We start from the raw sequence: 16,628 nt of genomic DNA on the forward strand, positions 1-16,628 counted from the left end.
ACGGCGCATACGCGGGAGGGTCGGCGTGGCGATGGTGTCATGCTGGTGGGTATGCCTGAGCTGCGATCGAGGACTTCCACACACGGTCGGACGATGGCCGGCGCCCGGGCCCTCTGGCGGGCCACCGGGATGACCGACGACGATTTCGGCAAGCCGATCGTCGCCATCGCCAACAGTTTCACCCAGTTCGTGCCTGGTCACGTCCATCTCAAGGACATGGGCGGCCTGGTCGCCGACGCGGTCGCCGAGGCCGGCGGGGTGGGGCGGGAGTTCAACACCATCGCGGTCGACGACGGCATCGCGATGGGCCACGGCGGCATGCTCTACTCGCTGCCCAGCCGCGAGCTGATCGCCGACGCGGTGGAATACATGGTCAACGCGCACTGCGCGGACGCCCTGGTCTGCATCTCCAACTGCGACAAGATCACCCCGGGGATGCTGCTGGCCGCGTTGCGGCTCAACATCCCGACCGTCTTCGTCTCCGGTGGCCCAATGGAGGCCGGCAAGACGATGGCGATCGAGGGTGTCGTGCACAGCAAGATCGACCTGATCGACGCGATGATCGCCTCCTCGAACGAGTCGGTCACCGACGAGCAGCTCGGTGAGATCGAGCGCTCCGCCTGCCCGACCTGCGGCTCCTGCTCCGGCATGTTCACCGCCAACTCGATGAACTGCCTCACCGAGGCGATCGGGCTCGCGCTGCCCGGCAACGGTTCGACGCTGGCCACCCACGCCGCGCGCCGGTCGCTCTTCGTCGAGGCCGGCCGCACCGTCGTCGAGATCTCCAAGCGGTGGTACGACGGCGACGACGACTCGGTGCTGCCCCGCACCGTCGCCTCCAAGGCCGCCTTCGAGAACGCGGTCGCCCTGGACGTGGCGATGGGCGGCTCCACCAACACGGTGCTGCACCTGCTCGCCGCGGCCCGCGAGGCCGAGATGGATTTCGGCGTCACCGACATCGACGCCATCTCCCGGCGGGTGCCCTGCCTGGCCAAGGTCGCGCCAAACTCCCCCAATTACCACATGGAGGACGTGCACCGCGCCGGCGGCATCCCGGCGATCCTCGGCGAGTTGGACCGGGCCGGGCAGCTCAACCGGGACGTGCACGCCGTGCACTCCCCCTCGCTGGCCCAGTGGCTGTCCGACTGGGACGTCCGCGGCGGCTCACCGACCCCGACGGCCGTCGAGCTGTTCCACGCCGCGCCGGGTGGCGTGCGTACCGTCGAGCCGTTCTCCACCACCAACCGCTGGTCGTCGCTGGACACCGACGCGGCCGGCGGCTGCATCCGGGACCTGGGGCACGCCTACTCCGCCGACGGCGGGCTGGCCATCCTGCACGGCAACCTGGCACCGGAAGGCTCCGTCGTGAAGACCGCCGGCGTGCCGGACGACTGCCTGACCTTCCGCGGCCCGGCGAAGGTCTACGAGTCGCAGGACGACGCGGTGACCGCGATCCTCGCCAAGCAGGTCGTCGCCGGGGACGTGGTGGTGATCCGCTACGAGGGGCCCAAGGGCGGCCCGGGCATGCAGGAGATGCTCTACCCCACGTCGTTCCTCAAGGGACGCGGGCTGGGCCGGTCCTGCGCCCTGCTCACCGACGGCCGCTTCTCCGGCGGCACCTCCGGTCTCTCCATCGGGCACGTCTCCCCCGAGGCGGCCTCCGGTGGGCTGATCGCCCTGGTCCGCGACGGCGACGAGGTCGTCATCGACATCCCGAACCGGTCGATCGAGCTGAACGTGTCCGCCGAGGAGCTGGAGGCACGACGGGTGGCCGAGGAGAAGCGCGACAAGCCGTACACCCCGACCGACCGGCAGCGCCCGGTGTCGGCGGCGCTACGCGCGTACGCCTCGATGGCCACCTCGGCCAGCGACGGCGCCTACCGCCGCGTCCCGGAGTAACCCAGGGCGCTCACGCCGGAGCCGGCATCAGCCGGGAAGAGCCGGTGCCGGCGGGTGGGCCGCACGGGCTAGCGTGTCGTCGGTCTATCCGGGGAGGACCCCGGGTTCCTACGGGGGAAGAGGCGTGCACGTGTCACTGTGGAAGAAGCCCGCTGTGGTGGCGGTCGCGGCGCTCACCGCGCTCGTTGGCGCCGCCTGCGGCCCGCAGCCCGGGTCGACCGAGGCACCCGACAAGCAGCCCGGCGTCCTGGAGTTGCTGGCCAGTGATCTCAAGGGGTCGCTGCGGAAGACTGTCGACACCACCACCAGGACCGATTCGGTGACCCTGACGATGAAGGGCACGATGGGCGGTCAACTCGTCTCGATGCAGGGTGTCCTGGACCTGGGTGACCCGATCAAGGCCGAGATGACGACGACCAATCCGGAAGGCACCACGGTCACCATGCGGATGATCGGTACGGTGGTCTTCGTGGAGATTCCGGCGGAGACCCGCGGCAAACTGGGCGGGAAACGCTGGATGAAGATGGACATGGCCGCCGTGGCCGGGGGCAAGGCGGGCGCCGACGTCGGCAAGCAGTTCGAGGAGATGGACCCGGTCAGGCAGGCCAAGACGCTGCTCGCCATCGAGGGCACGACGGTGGTGGGGCAGGAGACGGTGAACGGGGCGTCGACAGTCCACTACACAGTCACCACTCCGGTGCCGACCTACCTCGCGCAGATCGACTCAAAGCGGCGGACCGAGACCGAGCAGACGCTCGCCGCGCAGGGGGTCAAGGAGCTCAAGCTCGACCTGTGGGTCGACGAGCAGTACCGGCCGCGTCGGGGCGGCATTGTCATGGGCAAGATGGGCGACATCGTGATCGACTACACCGACTACGGCAAGTCGGTGGCCATCGAGACGCCGCCGGCGGCGCAGACCGCCGACGTGGCCGAGATGCTGGGCAGCCTGACCGCCGACATCTGAGCGGACCCGGATCGCTGCCCGGATGGTGCGGATACGCACCAGCCGGGCAGCGCCGTTCCCGTGGTCGCCGCAGGGGTCGCCGGCTCAGGACGGCGCCCACGGGCCGCTGATGAACTGGCCGTTCTCGTTGAACGGGCTGACGTTGGGCACGCACCCGCCCAGGTCGATCGTCTGGGTCATCATGACTGGGCCGGGCTTGCCGGGTCCGCCGCACTTCATGTGCGCGAAGCCGAGGAAGTGGCCGAACTCGTGGTTGATGACGCCCGCGTGGTACTCGTCGATGGTGACCGGGTATCCCGGCGAGCCCTGGAGCCAACGCCGCAAATTGATCATGATGGTCTTGCCGTACTTGCAGGAGTAGACCCCCTCGGTGTCCACGCCGCTCGCACCGCACAGCCTGTCCACCGTCCTCGGTGTGGCGAGGCGGACATCCACGTCGATGCGTGAGGTGCTGACCCGCTGGAAGGACCACGACGCCCGGCTCAGATTCACCGCGTCGTTGGTGACCGGGTGCTGCGCGGAGCTGGCCCACCCGTTCGGTGCCGCCAACACCTGCTCGATGCTCTCGGCGAACTGGGTCGGCTTCCAGGCGGGGATGTCACCCCAGGCGATCCCCTTCTCCACCGAGACGCTGTAGCGCACCCGTTTCTTGCCCTTGCCGATCACGCGCCCGGTGCCGGAGGCGGTGGTGAAGGTGCCGGCGGCCCTGGTGGGAATCTCCGCGTCGGTCGGGATCCTCGGAGTCGGGCTGGAGCTCGGCGTATCGCTGGGGGGCGGGTCACTCCAACCTGCGCGGCCGGTTTCGGCGCCTTGGGAAGCCGGCGCTGACGCCAGACCACAGGCAGCGGTTGCCATCACCACCGCCAACGAGATCGGCACGAGCAGCCGTCCGTTGATCCGCACGTTGCAACCTCCAGAAATCGATCACGATCAGATGAGCAACCGGAAGGCTACGTCACTGGAAGTAAGGAAAAGGTCAGGGTGATCGACATCGATACCCTGCCCCACCTTGGCAGAGCGGACAACATCTCCCGGTCCGCAAATACTTTCCGTGGTCGCTACCTGACACTGGCACGGTTCGCCGAGGCCGATCGGATTGGCGGCCACGACGAGTGCCTCTGCCGTGCCGCTGAATCCCCGCCCCGGCCGACGTCTTCGAGGCGGCCGGGGTGTGCGGGGTGGTCGGTTGTCCTTTGCTCTGCACCCGCGGGTGCAGAGCAAAGGAAGGCGACCTGTGCACCCCCCACCCAGGGCAGGACGACGGCCGGTGGTCAAGGGTTCCAGCGCCCGGACGCCCGGCGCTCGATCAGCAATTTTGTCCTGTCGCAGGCCGCTCAGGTCGCGGGTTCTGCTCCCCGACCGGGTCGGCGCCGGCCCGGGCAGGGTGACGTACCCGTCGCGCAGGTCCTTGCCGATCTCGTGTCCCCCGTCAATGTCGGCAAGATCCTCGGGCCGCGCGCCGAGGATGGCAGCCCAGGTACCGAGCCGATACCTCTCGGGGAGCTGGACAATGGGCCGGCCGTTGGGCTGGGTGCCGACCATCGGGGCACCCTCTGGTGTGCCGGCGTGCCAGGTCAGGTGCACCACCCGGTGCCGCAGGTCGGTGACGGTGACCAGCACGACCTGATGCAGGCGGTGGGTGTCGCCGCAGGTGAAGCAGCGCAACGCCGACGGGCGCAGGCTGCTCCGCGAGGATCTCCACCGGCTCGCCGGGGCGCAGGGTGGTGTGCCACCAGCGGCCGACCCGCCAGAGGGCCTGCGCGCCGGGCAGCTGAGGGCCGATAACCTGCCCGGCATCGTCGCCGTACGCGACAGCAAGGACCCGCAGGGCCCGGCCCTCACTTTTACCCCAACCGCCTGGGCCAGCTTCGTACAAGCGAGCCGCACCTCACGCTGAGGCTTCGGCGGGTGTCTCGGGCCCGGCCTGGGCACCCACCCAACGCGAGGGCTGCGCCCGACGGCCGGGGGCGGCTAACGTGCGGCAGTGACCATCGGCGATGTCAAGGTGACGATCCGGACGGGCGATCAAGCGCTCGACAACGCTCGGGTGAGCATCGAGAAGGCCAGCGCCAGGCTTGCCGATGCGTCCGCACTGGCAATCGCCACCCTGCATGACAGTGAACGCGGCGAGGCGCAGGAGTCCCGCAAAGCTCTCCGCGAGGCTGCGAACGAGGTCGAGTTGCTGCTACGCCGAATCAAGGCGGCTAAGGATCACGCTGCCGACTACCTCGCCATCCTCGGATGAGCGGAAGCCTCGGCGATGTCGTCGCCCAGCTACGAAGCGCCATCGACACCCTGCAAAGCGCCGCCGTCGTGGCGCATCGCGCTCAGTCCGACGCGGAAGAAGCCAACGCGCACTACGCCCAGGCAGCGCGGGGCACCAGGCATCCCGAACTCACCGGCGCCGTTACCGAGAGCAAGACCGCTGGCGAGAAGGCCGGCAAGCTCGCCCGCCTGATCAGTGAGGCGGCCGATCGCATCGGTGACTACTCCAACGCCATCGCTCCCGGCTCTGCCCCGGCTACACAACCTTCTGACTCGGCCACACCGTCCGGTGAGGATTTGCTCGCCGAGACCGTCGAGCGCGAATCCGCTCGGAAGAATGTCGCCTCCTTCCTGAGTACGATGACCAGGAAGGTCGAGGACGTCCAGGACAACACCCAGAAGTCGGTGGCGGCGGCCAGGGAAGCTTTCACGATTATCCGAGGCCCGCAGGGCCCGTCAGGGGCTCACCAGCCCGGCACCACGACCCCGATGGTCAGCCCTCCGGTCGGGCAACGTCTCCTGAACGAAGCACCTGATGCGGCGGGGCACCTCCTGATCCGCGGGATGGCACGGCGTGACTGGGGAACGGTGGACCAACTCCTGGACGGGTTGGAGACCTCCGGCTGGCACGGCGGAAACCAGGTGATCGGTGCCGCGTTCGCCATCGCGGTCAACGACCGCTTGGCCGCCGGGCACTCCCCCACCGACGTCGCCCGCTTCGTCGCCGAGACGCGCACCCAGTTTCCAGGCTCGGAGTCACTGCCCGCCCTGGAGATGGAAGGCCTGGTCCGCGCGGCCCTCGGTGAGGTTGGACTGATCGACAATCTCAGCCCTGAGACCGCCCTCCAGATGCAGATCGTGTTCCTCGGCAAGCTGTTACAGGATCGCGATCTCACCGAGACGCAGCTTGAAGAGTTCATCGCCGACGTAGAGCGTACGGCCGCTGACTACCTGTAGCCGGCAGGGCTGCGTACCGCCACCATCCCCAATAGTGTCCGCTCGACCACGCAAACGTGAACTCGTTGGCGCGATCGACAGACGGAGGGCGGCATGGCCAGCATCGAGGTAGCCAAGGCCGCGCTGATGCAGGGTGCCGAGCAGGGCAACGCCACGATCAGCCAGATCCGGGCCGCTGCCGAGAACACCGAACAGATGCTGACCCGACTACGCGCCATCTCCGCCGGCACCGGGCACCCGACGATCGCCGAGGCCATCGCCCGCGGTGAGCAGAGCAAGCAGCGCCTGGCCGAAGCCATGGCCCTCGTGCAGGGCAGCTCGGAGGCGGCACGCCGCTACATCAGCGTCCTCGGCTGAACGCCGACCACCACAACGAGCGTTGGCGAGGTCAAGGCGTCCCTTCGCATCGCCATCGAGGCGGCCACCGGCCGGTTCCGCTGCCGAGCGCGAACCCGACTTCTTGCTCACCTGATCCGCCTGCAAACTCGCTCGCAGTCAGCTAGCGGACACAACCGCAGACAGAGACCAAACTGCCGACGCCGACGTCTCCGATTGGCGAGCGGACCCGGCCGGGTGGATCGCCCGGCATCCCTTTGGGTAACTCTTTCCGTGCGCACGCTCTAACGGTCGCGCCGCTTTCCGGCCCAGTTCGCGAGTAACTTCTCGTACCACCGTCTGCACGAGGAGTGACTTGCATGTCTGAGGAGACCTGGCTTGCTGCCCGACTGATCCCCACATCCGGCATCAATGGATCGGACGAACAAGAACGTCGGGCTACCTCCGCCCTACTGGCGGTAATGAGCGCGGTGCGTGAGTTCGGGCGGGCCCTGACCCAGTCCCTCGGCGCACCGGCCGGATCGGTGCAGACTTTCATCGAGGTTCCGTTCAAGCTCGGCAACCAGCAGCTCTTTCCAGACGGCCTGATCCGCGTCACGCGAGGGCAGCGGCAGTGGACCGCTCTGGTAGAGGTGAAGACCGGCAGCAACGCGTTGAAGACCGAGCAGTTGGAGGCGTACCTGGACATCGCCCGGGAGCAGGGCTTCGACGCCCTCATCACGATCTCCAACGAGATCGCCCCCGTCCCGGGTCAGCATCCGACCGCGATCGATCGCCGGAAACTGCGCAAGGTGGCCCTGTACCACCTGCCCTGGACGGAGATCCTGACCCAGGCGGTGATTCAGAAGGAATACCGCGGCATCGCCGATCCGGACCAGGCATGGATCCTGGGCGAGCTGATCAGGTATCTCGAGCATCCTCGCTCAGGTGCACTGGAGTTCAGCGACATGGGGCCGGCGTGGGTGCAGGTGCGCGAGGGAGTGTCAGCAGGAACGCTACGAGCAGCTGACAGCGGCGCGGCGGAGGTGGCCGGCCGCTTCGACGCCCTGATTCGCTACGCGTGTCTGCGTCTCGGCAGGCAGTTGGGTACCGATGTCACCCCCGCGCTGAGCCGCCGCGATCTCACCGATCCAGCCGCCCGTACCCAGTCGCTGGTCACCCAACTCTCCACCATGGGGACTCTGACCGGCAGCATCAGGATTCCCGGCGCAGTCGCCCCTCTCCACGTCACAGCCGATCTGCGGGCCGGGCAAATCGTCTGCCACATCGATGTCGAGGCCCCTCGCACCGGCAGACCGACCACCAGGGTCAACTGGCTGATTCGCCAGCTGAAAGACGCGCCGGACACCGTCCGGATCGAAGCGTTCGCCATGCACGCACGAGGCGGTGGAGCAACCGATCTGCTACGCCAGGTCCGAGCCGAGCCCACCACGTTGATCAGCGATCCCGCACGTGAACTGCGAGCATTCCGGGTCGCGCAGAGCACGGCGGCCGGAACCAAGCGCGGCAGCGGACGGGGCGCGTTCATCGATTCCGTATTGCACGCGATCGACGACTTCTACGAGCAAATCATCCAGAACCTGAAACCGTGGATGCCCACGCCGCCGCGCCTGCGTACGCCCGAAGACGTCGCGCCCGTGCAGCCGGTCGCGGCCAGCCTCGTCTCCACTGCCATCTCGTCCCAGGACAGCCCGGAGTTCGATACGTCGACGGGGAGGGACAGCAGCTCCGCAGTTGGCAGCCAGTTGGAGGAGTGATCCGAACCCGGTGCGCCCTGCACGTGATGCCTCACAGGCATCAAGATGACTGTGAGGCATCACGCTCACCGCAGTCTCCGCCCGGTGCCCGCCTTGGCCGGTGACGAGGTTGATGGCCACGCCGATCGGGATCGATGCGGCCAGGCCCGCGACCGGTCGGCCGGCACCGGTCGGCCGGCACTGCTCAGTCGGCGGGTACGACCGTCGGGTGGCCCACCGCGGGGAGCGCGACCGCACGGGCGTACCGGATGGCGGTGGGGGTGTCCGGGAAGACCAGTTCCTCGCGGCGCAGGTCGTCGGCCACGCCGAGGGTGGTGAGCACCTGGTCGTGGGCGGGGGTGATGCCGGAGAGCAGAACGGTGATCCCGCGTCCGCGTAGCCGTCGGATCGCGTCGCCGAGGACGTGCGCGCCGGTGGCGTCCATGGTGGTCACGCGGGACATCCGCAGGATGACCACGCGAACGTCGGCGACCTCGGAGAGTTCGAGCAGGAAGGTGTGCGCCGCGGCGAAGAAGAGTGGCCCGTCCAGCCGGTACGCGACGATGTGTTCGGTGAGCAGCGCGTACTCCTCGGCGCTGTGTTCACCGGGGTCGAGGGGCACCCGTTCCAGTCGGGCGCTGCGGGCCACCGCGCGCAGGGCGAGCACCACGGCCACGCCGACGCCGACCGCCACGGCGGTGACGAGGTCCCAGATCACCGTGACGGCGAAGGTGAGTACCAGCACGACCGCGTCGCCCCGGGTGGAGCGGGCCAGCGCCCACAACGCACCGGCCTCCACCATGCGGACCGTGGTGGCCAGCAGCACGCCGGCCAGGGCGGCGAGCGGGATCCGGCCGACCAACGGGGCTGCGGCCAGCACGATGGCGGCGAGGGCGACGGCGTGGGTGAGGGCCGCCAGCTTCGAGGCCGCTCCGGCGCGGACGTTCACCGCGGTGCGGGCGATGGCGGCGGTCGCCGGAATGCCACCGAAGAGCGGGACGGCGAGGTTGGCGAGCCCCTGACCGAAGAGTTCCCGATCCGGGTCGTGCCGCTCGCCGACGGTCATGCCGTCGGCGACGGTGGCGGACAGCAGACTCTCCAGGGCTGCGAGCGCGGCGACCGCGAGCGCGCTGGGCAGCAGCACTCCGAGCGCGCCGAGGTCGAGGAAGCTGAGCGACGGAATGGGTAGGCCCTGCGGCAACGCGCCGATCCGGACCAGCTCGACCGGGACCAGCTCGGCGAGGACAGTGGCGGCACCCACGCCGAGCAGCGAGAACGGCAGGCCGGGCCGCCACCGGGCGCCCAACAGCATCAGCGCCGCGACGGCGACGGCCACCGCCAGCGCGGCCGGTTTCGGGTGTACGACGAAGCGGGCGACCGCGTCGGCGGCGACGGCCCAGACCTTCTCCCCGTGCGCGTCGGTGACGCCGAGCGCGGCGGGTACCTGTTGCAGGGCGATGACCACGGCGATGCCGGCGGTGAAACCCTCCAGCACCGGGGTGGGCAGGTAGCGGACGTACCGGCCCAGGCGGGCCAGCGCGAGCGCGATCAGCACCAGGCCAGCCATCGCGCCGACCATGAGCACGCCGGTGGCTCCGAACTGCTGCACCACCGGCACCAGCACCACGGTCATCGCCCCGGTCGGCCCGGAGACCTGAAGGTTGGAGCCGCCGAAGACGGCGGCCACCGCGCCGGCGACCACGGCGGTGATCAGCCCGGCCTGGGCGCCCAGACCTGAGGTGACGCCGAACGCCAGGGCCAGTGGCAACGCCACCACCGCCACGGTGAGCCCGGCCAGCAGGTCGCGGCGCGGTGAGCGGCGCACCGCCGCCCAGTCGGCCCGCCCCGGGAGAAGTCCGAGGATCCGCTCGCGGGCCGCCAGTATGGCGGCGGTCACCGAGCGCCGCTCGTGGCGCGCAGCTCGTCGAGGAGGGCGTCCCGGTCGGTCAGGACAGCGCCGAGGATCCGTCGACCGGCGGCCAGCAGGTCGGCCACGTCGGGGGTGCTGAGCGCGTACATGACGAGGGGGCCGTCGCGGTGTGAGGTGACCATTCCGGCACGGCGCAGCACGGCAAGCTGCTGGGAGAGGTTCGACGCCTCGACCTCGATCGCGGCGAGCAGGTCACGGACCGGCTTCGGGCCGTCCTGGAGCAACTCCAGGACCCGGATGCGCACCGGATGGCCGAGGGTGCGGAAAAGCTCCGCCTTCGCCTGGTACAGCGGCACCGACATGAGCATCCCTCCAGACCAATACGAAGACTTTAGCACTTGAAGAAGTCTTCAACTGAGCCGGCCGGGTGGAGCGCATGAGCGCGATCATGGGGCGTCAGCCGATGTCGTTGACGCAGCGCAGCACCGGGCGGGTGGTGAGAGCCGCCGCGTCCAACGCAACGTCGGCCCGAACGGTGAAGGTCGTCGACTCGCCGGGCAGCAGGGTGACAAGTGCCGCGTCCACAGTGGCCGAGGCGTCCAGCCGGTCCGGGAAGAGCGTCAGGTCGCGCAGCACCGTGCCGGCGGTGACCCGGACCAGCTGCCCACCGTCGATCGGCTCGACAGTCGCCTCCCAGACCGCCGACGGCCACTCCACCTCCCGGTCCTCGGCGAAGAACCACAGCGCCCGCTCGGCGGTGCCACCGGCCTCCGCGAGCAGCAACTCGCGGCGGCCCTCTTCCGGCCGCGCCAGGTCCGCCGGCAGCACCAGCACCACCGAGGAGTACGCCGGGACGTCGAGGTCGACTGTGGTCTTCGCCCGGGGTTCACCCCCGAGGGTCAGCCGGGTCACCGAGGCCGGCGCCTGCCAGGTCGTGCCGCCGTCGTTGACCGCGACGAGGGCCAGGCCGCCGTCGCGGGGCTGCACGGTGAGGAGCCGATCGGCGTACGCGTGGCGCAGCGCGTACCACAGGGGTTTGCGACGGCCGTCGCCGTCGACGGCGGACCAGGAGGTGACCGGCCAGCAGTCGTTGAGCTGCCAGACGATGGTGCCCGCGCAGATGCCCCGGTGGGAGCGGAAGTGTTCCACCCCGAGTTGGATGGCTCGGGCCTGGTTGAGCTGCGTCAGGTAGTGCCAGTCGTCGAAGTCGGCCGGTGCGGGCAGGTGCGCGTCCAGGCCTCGCTGGAGTTTCGCGTCGCCGTTGGCCGCCTTCTGGTGGTGTGCCATGCCGGGTGAGTCGTGCGCGAGGGGTTCGTCGCTGAGTGCCCGGCGCACTGTCGCGTACGCGGGTGGGGCCTGGTAGCCGAACTCGGCGACGAAGCGCGGCACGTACTCGCGGTACCTGGTGTAGTCGTCGGTGTTCCACACGTCCCAGATGTGGGTGGTGCCGTGCGCCGGGTCGTTGGGGTGGATCGTCTCGGTGCCCGACCAGGGGCTGCCCGGCCAGTACGGGCGGGTCGGGTCCAGCTCGGCGACGATCCGGGGCAGCACGTCGAGGTAGTAGCCGCGCCCCCAGGTGCGCCCGGCCAGGGCCGGCTGCCAGTCCCAGTCGTGCCAGCCCCAGATGTTCTCGTTGTTGCCGGTCCACAGCACCAGCGACGGGTGCGGCGTCAGGCGGGTCACCTGCTCGGCGGCCTCGGCGGCCACCTCGCTGGCGAACGGCTCCTCCTCGGGGTACGCGGCGCAGGCGAAGAGGAAGTCCTGTTGGACGAGTAGCCCGCGCTCGTCGGCGAGGTCGTAGAAGTCGGCAGACTCGTACCGGCCGCCGCCCCAGACTCGCAGCAGGTTGACGTTGGCCTCGGCGGCCTGGTCGAACCGCTGGGCCAGCCGGTCCCGGGTGATACGGGTGGGGAACGTGTCGTCCGGGATCCAGTTGACCCCGCGGACGAAGACCGGGACGTCGTTGACCGACAGGGCGAACGGGGTGCCGTGCTCGTCGGGCGTGGTGTCCAGCCGCACCGAGCGGAAGCCGATCCGGCGCGACCAGGTGTCGAGTGTTTCGCCGGACGGGGCGTGCAGTGTCGCCTCGATCGGGTGGCGTGCCTGTTCGCCGTACCCCCGGGGCCACCAGAGCGCGGGCTCGCGGACGGTGAGGGTCAGCACGGCCGTGCGTTGCCCGGCCGGGACGACCACGTCGGCTCGGGCTTCGGCGACCGTCGCCCGGAGGGTCAGCGGGACGTCCGCGACCCGCTCGACCTCGACGTGCAGCTCGACGCGGCCGTCCCGGCCTTCCATGGTGACGAGTGGACGGACGGTGGCCAGCCGGGCGGTGGACCAGGCGTGCAGGCTGATCTCCTGCCAGATGCCGGCGGTGACCAATGTCGGCCCCCAGTCCCAGCCGAAGTTGCAGGCCATCTTGCGGATGAACTGGAACGGCTCGGGGTAGGCGTTGGGCCGGTCGCCGAGCCGCTCGCGCTGCGCCTCGGCGTAGCGGTACGCGGAGTCGAACGCGACGACCAGGTCGTTGTCGTCGTCGCGCAGCAGCGCGCCGACGTCGAAGCGGTAGCCACGGTGCATGTTCTCGGTGCGGCCTACCGCTGCGCCGTTGACGATGATCGTGGCGACGGTGTCCAGGCCGGCGCAGACCAGGTCGACCCGGTCGTGGTCGCCGGCCGGGCGCCGGAAGCTCGTCCGGTAGAGCCAGTCGGTGCGCCCGATCCAGGCCAGGGCCAACTCGTTGTCGTCCCGGTAGGGATCGTCGATCAGCCCGGCGTCGAGCAGGTCGGTGTGCACGCAACCGGGCACTGTCGCCGGCACGGCCCGCCCGGCGATGTCGGCGGGCACCCGCGTTCCGGGTGCCGCCCGCAGGGTCCAACCGTCGTAGAGTGCCTCTCGGCTCACGGTTTCACCGCACCTTCTGCATCGAAAGACGTGGACTGAACCGGATAAGCTGAGCCACCGTATGGTGCACGATCCGGACTGTCAACGGCCAGAGACCGAAGGAGCGTGCCGGTGAAGCGGCCGACGATCGCCGATGTCGCCCGGCACGCCGGGGTGTCCAAGGGTGCGGTCTCGTACGCACTGAACGGGCAGCCCGGGGTCTCCGACGCCACCCGGCAGCGCATCCTGGCCATCGCCACGGAGATCGGGTTCAGCCCGAGCAGCGCCGCCCGCGCCCTCTCCGCCGCCACCGCCGGCGCGATCGGCCTGGCGCTGTGCCGACCGGCCCGGATCCTCGGCGTCGAGCCGTTCTTCATGGCGCTGATCAGTGGTGTCGAGGCCGAACTCTCCGCCCGCTCGTACGCGCTGACCCTCCAGGTGGTGGCCGACCACGACGCCGAGATCGCGGTCTACCGGCGTTGGTGGGGCGAGCGGCGGGTGGACGGGGTGCTCGTCTGCGACCTGCGCACCGACGACCGTCGCATCCCCGCACTCGAACAACTCCAACTGCCCGCTGTGGTGATCGGCGGCCCCGGTGGCACCGGCGAGCTGGCCAGCCTCTGGTCCGACGACGCGGCGGCGTTGACCGAGACTGTGGAATACCTGGTCGCGCTCGGGCACCGGCGCATCGCCCGGGTCGCCGGCCTGCCCGACCTGCGGCACACCGAGATCCGCACCGACGCGTTCACGGCGGTCTGTCAGCGGCTCGGCCTTGTCGACGCGGTGACCGTCTGGTCCGACTACAGCGGCGAGGAGGGTGGGCGGGCCACCCGCCGGCTGCTCAGCTCGACCCAGCGGCCCACAGCCGTCATCTACGACAACGACGTGATGGCCATCGCCGGGCTCTCCGTCGCCCAGGAGATGGGCCTCGGCGTTCCCACCGATCTGTCCATCGTGGCCTGGGACGACTCGCCGCTGTGCCGGCTGGTGCACCCGCCGCTGACCGCGTTGGGCCGGGACATCCCGGCGTACGGCGCGCACGCCGCCCGGCAACTGCTCGCCGTCGTCGCCGGCCAGCCGGCCGGCCGGGTGCAGGACGAGACAGCCCGCCTCACACCGCGCGGGAGCACCGCTGGGCCACGCGCGAGATGAACCGGTTCAGCGGGATGCGGAGGGAAACTCCTCGAAGTACGCCTCGACCCGCTCGGCCGTCGCCGGGCGGGCCAACGCGAAGCCCTGCCCGTACCGGCAGCCGCCCCGGCGGGCCCCCTCGACCTGGGCCGACGACTCCAACTCCTCGGCGACGATCTCCACGCCCAGCCGCTCGCCGACGGTGACGACCACGTCGATCAGCGGTGGCTGCCCATCGGGTCGTGCGCCCACCAACTCCGGGCCCACCTTGAGCAGGTCGATCGGCAGGCGGCGAAGCTGCGCCAGCGAGGCGTGCTCGGCCCGGAAGTCGTCCAGCGCGGTGCGGACGCCCAGCGACCGCAGCCCGGCCAGCCGGGCCACCACTGTCGGCAGGTCACCGGCCACCCGTGGCTCGCTCACCTCCACCACCAGCCGCTCCGGCGGCACCCCGTACGCGGCCAACACGGCAGCGGTCCGCTGCACGAAGTCGGGCGTCGTCAGCTCCCGGGTCGTGACGTTGACCGCCATCCACAGCTCCCGGACACCCACCGACCAGTCGGACAACTGCCGGCAGGCCCGGTCCAACACCCACCACTCCAACTCACCGACCAGGTCCAGATCTTCGGCGACCGGCAGCAGCTCGGCCGGAAGGACGGTGCCGAGCACCGGGCTCCGCCAGCGCAGCAGCGCCTCCGCCCCCACCGGTTGCCCGTCGGCCAGGTCGACCACCGGTTGGTAGACGAGATCCAACTCGCCACGGGCCACCGCACCGGGCAGCTCGCGTTCCAGGTCGAGCCGGCGGACCAACTGCTCCTCCAGGAACGCGTCGTACCACTCGACCCGGTCCCGGCCCAGCTGCACGGCGCGTCGTCGGGCCAGCTCGGCCTGTCGGAGCACGTCCGCCGGGCGGTCACCGCTCACCTCGGCCAGCCCGATGCTGGTCTGCACCCGCACCACCGCACCGGCCACCTCGAAGGGCGGGGCGAGCGCGGCCAGCAGCCGGGTGCCCAGCGCGTACGCCAGCATCGGGCCGGCGGCGGTGACCACGGCGAAGCCGGCAGTCGTGCACCCGGTGACCAGATCGTCGGCAGCGATGACGGCGCGCACCCGGTGCACCGCCTCGGCCAGCACGTCCTCCCGGGTGGTCGGACCGGCCCCGTCGGTGCCGTGCAGGTCCACCAACAGCAGGGCGCCGGACGGCGCCGGCACGTCGCCGATCGCGGCGAGGGCGTCCAGCAGGGCCGCCCGGTCGCCCGGCGGACCACCTCCCGCCGGAGCGGGCCGCCGGGTCAGCGCCGACCAGCCGGCGCCGTCCCCCGGCGACCAGGTCGAGCCGGGAGCGCTCGCGGTGACCGGGCCGCCGTCCACGGCGTCGGCGCGGTCGGGTCGGTGTTGCGCGGTCGAGAGGTCACCCAGCCACTGTGGCTGGGCCGCGTGGCGGTGCCGCACCGGGCTGCCGGCGGGCCGGCGATGTGCGGCGCGTCGTGGCGAGGTGGGTGCGTCGCCGGCGCGCAGCAACTCGCGCAGCACCAGCGGCGGCACCGCCACCAGGGCCAGCACCACGCTCGTCCGGTCCGGCGCGTGGCCGGAGCCCAGGTGCAGACCCGCCGCCAGCAGCAGCACCGCGGCGGGGAGCACCGACCGGGGCCAGGCCGAGGCGATCGGCTCCGGTGGCCCACTGTCGCCGGTGTCCGCCGCGTCGGCCGCACCGACCGCGACGAGCAACATTCCGAACACCAACGGGGGTACGGCAAGCAGGGCCGCCCGCCCGGTCGGCGCGGACGGCAGCGTGGCCAGCAGCACCAACCCGCCCAGGGTGAGCAGGACCCCGCCCCGGCAGACCGCCGTCGCCGCGCGTCGCCGCGGCCCGGCGAACGCGTTGAGCGCGGCCATGCCCAGCCCGCCGAGCGCCAACGCGGCCACCAACCGGACCGGAACCGGCAGGCCCTCGTGGGGCAGCAGGAGCCAGCCGGCGAGGGCCAACCCGACCGCCGGGCCTGTCGACTCGACAAGCCAGCGCAGCCGGAGCCCGGTGGACGGGCGCGTCCGGCCGGGGAGCTGGCACAGCCCGGCCACGGCCAGGGCCGCCACGACCAGTGCCCCGACCAGCACGGCAACTGTGTGCCCGCCACCGGCCAGGGGCAGTGCGACGGCGGTGAGACCAGCCGTCACCACCGCCGCGTCGAGCAGCACGCCTGCCGCACGTGGTGACGGGTGGACGCGGTGCCGGGTGGCCAGCCGGGAGAGCCGCACCCCGGCGAGCGTGGCGCCGGCGCCGGCCGCCAACGCGATCACCACCGGAGTCGGGACCAGGTCGAGAGCACCGGCGGCGAGAAGCAGCGCCACCGCCGTGGAGGTGGCGGTCTCCGCTGCCGAACGGCGGAGGACGAGGACGCGGAACGGGTACGCGAGGAGCACGGCGGTCGCCTTCGTGAGGGGGCACGGGGCGGTACGACGGTGCGAGGGCAACGGAAATCGCTGGTCCGCTGCCAACAAATGAGAACGATCGGTGGCCGAATTGGTTACGTGTCGGTCACCCAGAGGTGACAACGACCTGTGTCACTGTACGACGTACCGCACCCTCGGCACC

Annotated in this window: 13 protein-coding genes; 8 read left to right on the forward strand and 5 right to left on the reverse strand. The window is 70.7% G+C overall.

Going from position 1 to position 16,628, the window contains the following annotated elements; all coding sequences use genetic code 11:
- The first annotated feature begins 51 nt into the window (after positions 1-51).
- Both ilvD and AB0A95_RS02995 read left to right on the forward strand, forming a co-directional pair.
- Complete coding sequence (gene ilvD / locus AB0A95_RS02990; RefSeq protein WP_357553871.1) at positions 52-1,899, forward strand: dihydroxy-acid dehydratase; 1,848 nt, start codon at positions 52-54, stop codon at positions 1,897-1,899.
- Positions 1,900-2,023: 124 nt separating this feature from the next.
- Entirely contained in the window at positions 2,024-2,863 is an 840-nt protein-coding gene (locus AB0A95_RS02995; protein WP_357553872.1) for a hypothetical protein, read from the forward strand.
- An 84-nt stretch (positions 2,864-2,947) separates the two neighbouring features.
- Here the strand turns inward: AB0A95_RS02995 and AB0A95_RS03000 are convergent, their stop codons facing one another.
- Positions 2,948-3,766 (reverse strand): DUF3152 domain-containing protein, encoded by an 819-nt coding sequence (locus AB0A95_RS03000; RefSeq protein WP_357553873.1) that lies wholly within the window; start codon positions 3,764-3,766, stop codon positions 2,948-2,950.
- 823 nt (positions 3,767-4,589) lie between these two features.
- On the opposite strand from AB0A95_RS03000, the gene AB0A95_RS03005 reads away from it, so the two are divergent.
- The 5 genes from AB0A95_RS03005 (at position 4,590) to AB0A95_RS03025 (ending at position 8,178) form a co-directional block, all read left to right on the forward strand.
- Complete coding sequence (locus AB0A95_RS03005) at positions 4,590-4,760, forward strand: DUF397 domain-containing protein (RefSeq protein ID WP_357553914.1); 171 nt, start codon at positions 4,590-4,592, stop codon at positions 4,758-4,760.
- Between the two features lie 87 nt (positions 4,761-4,847).
- A complete protein-coding gene (locus tag AB0A95_RS03010; RefSeq protein WP_357553874.1) occupies positions 4,848-5,108 on the forward strand; it encodes a hypothetical protein in 261 nt (86 codons plus the stop codon).
- Positions 5,105-6,085, forward strand: coding sequence for a hypothetical protein (locus AB0A95_RS03015; RefSeq protein ID WP_357553875.1), 981 nt, complete (start codon positions 5,105-5,107; stop codon positions 6,083-6,085). Before AB0A95_RS03010 ends, AB0A95_RS03015 begins: the two co-directional genes overlap by 4 nt.
- A 93-nt stretch (positions 6,086-6,178) precedes the next feature.
- Positions 6,179-6,442, forward strand: coding sequence for a hypothetical protein (locus AB0A95_RS03020; protein ID WP_357553876.1), 264 nt, complete (start codon positions 6,179-6,181; stop codon positions 6,440-6,442).
- Between the two features lie 338 nt (positions 6,443-6,780).
- Complete coding sequence (locus AB0A95_RS03025; protein WP_357553877.1) at positions 6,781-8,178, forward strand: stress response protein; 1,398 nt, start codon at positions 6,781-6,783, stop codon at positions 8,176-8,178.
- Between the two features lie 184 nt (positions 8,179-8,362).
- On the opposite strand, the gene AB0A95_RS03030 is transcribed toward AB0A95_RS03025, so the two are convergent.
- From AB0A95_RS03030 to AB0A95_RS03040, 3 genes are all read right to left on the reverse strand, one after another.
- On the reverse strand, positions 8,363-10,054 hold the full coding sequence (locus AB0A95_RS03030; RefSeq protein ID WP_357553878.1) for a SulP family inorganic anion transporter: 1,692 nt from the start codon (positions 10,052-10,054) through the stop codon (positions 8,363-8,365).
- Positions 10,051-10,389, reverse strand: a complete 339-nt coding sequence (locus tag AB0A95_RS03035; protein ID WP_357553879.1) for a metalloregulator ArsR/SmtB family transcription factor — start codon at positions 10,387-10,389, stop codon at positions 10,051-10,053. The genes AB0A95_RS03030 and AB0A95_RS03035 overlap by 4 nt, the downstream gene beginning before the upstream one ends.
- Before the next feature lie 94 nt (positions 10,390-10,483).
- Complete coding sequence (locus tag AB0A95_RS03040; protein WP_357553880.1) at positions 10,484-12,928, reverse strand: glycoside hydrolase family 2 protein; 2,445 nt, start codon at positions 12,926-12,928, stop codon at positions 10,484-10,486.
- A 105-nt stretch (positions 12,929-13,033) separates the two neighbouring features.
- Here AB0A95_RS03040 and AB0A95_RS03045 point away from each other — a divergent pair, with 105 nt between their 5' ends.
- Positions 13,034-14,059 carry a LacI family DNA-binding transcriptional regulator gene (locus AB0A95_RS03045; protein WP_357553881.1) on the forward strand — a complete coding sequence of 342 codons (1,026 nt, stop codon included), beginning with the start codon at positions 13,034-13,036 and terminating at the stop codon, positions 14,057-14,059.
- Positions 14,060-14,065: 6 nt separating this feature from the next.
- Here AB0A95_RS03045 and AB0A95_RS03050 read toward each other — a convergent pair whose 3' ends face one another.
- Positions 14,066-16,456 carry a GGDEF domain-containing phosphodiesterase gene (locus AB0A95_RS03050; protein ID WP_357553882.1) on the reverse strand — a complete coding sequence of 797 codons (2,391 nt, stop codon included), beginning with the start codon at positions 16,454-16,456 and terminating at the stop codon, positions 14,066-14,068.
- Between the last annotated feature and the right edge of the window lie 172 nt (positions 16,457-16,628).

The sequence above is a fragment of the Micromonospora sp. NPDC049230 genome (assembly GCF_040647875.1).
GTDB lineage: Bacteria > Actinomycetota > Actinomycetes > Mycobacteriales > Micromonosporaceae > Micromonospora.

Coding starts and splice junctions, on each gene's coding strand:
- ilvD (WP_357553871.1), top strand. CDS start 52: ATGCCTGAGCTGCGATCGAGGACTTCCACACACGGTCGGACGATGGCC.
- AB0A95_RS03015 (WP_357553875.1), top strand. CDS start 5,105: ATGAGCGGAAGCCTCGGCGATGTCGTCGCCCAGCTACGAAGCGCCATC.
- AB0A95_RS03020 (WP_357553876.1), top strand. CDS start 6,179: ATGGCCAGCATCGAGGTAGCCAAGGCCGCGCTGATGCAGGGTGCCGAG.
- AB0A95_RS03025 (WP_357553877.1), top strand. CDS start 6,781: ATGTCTGAGGAGACCTGGCTTGCTGCCCGACTGATCCCCACATCCGGC.
- AB0A95_RS03035 (WP_357553879.1), bottom strand. CDS start 10,389: ATGTCGGTGCCGCTGTACCAGGCGAAGGCGGAGCTTTTCCGCACCCTC.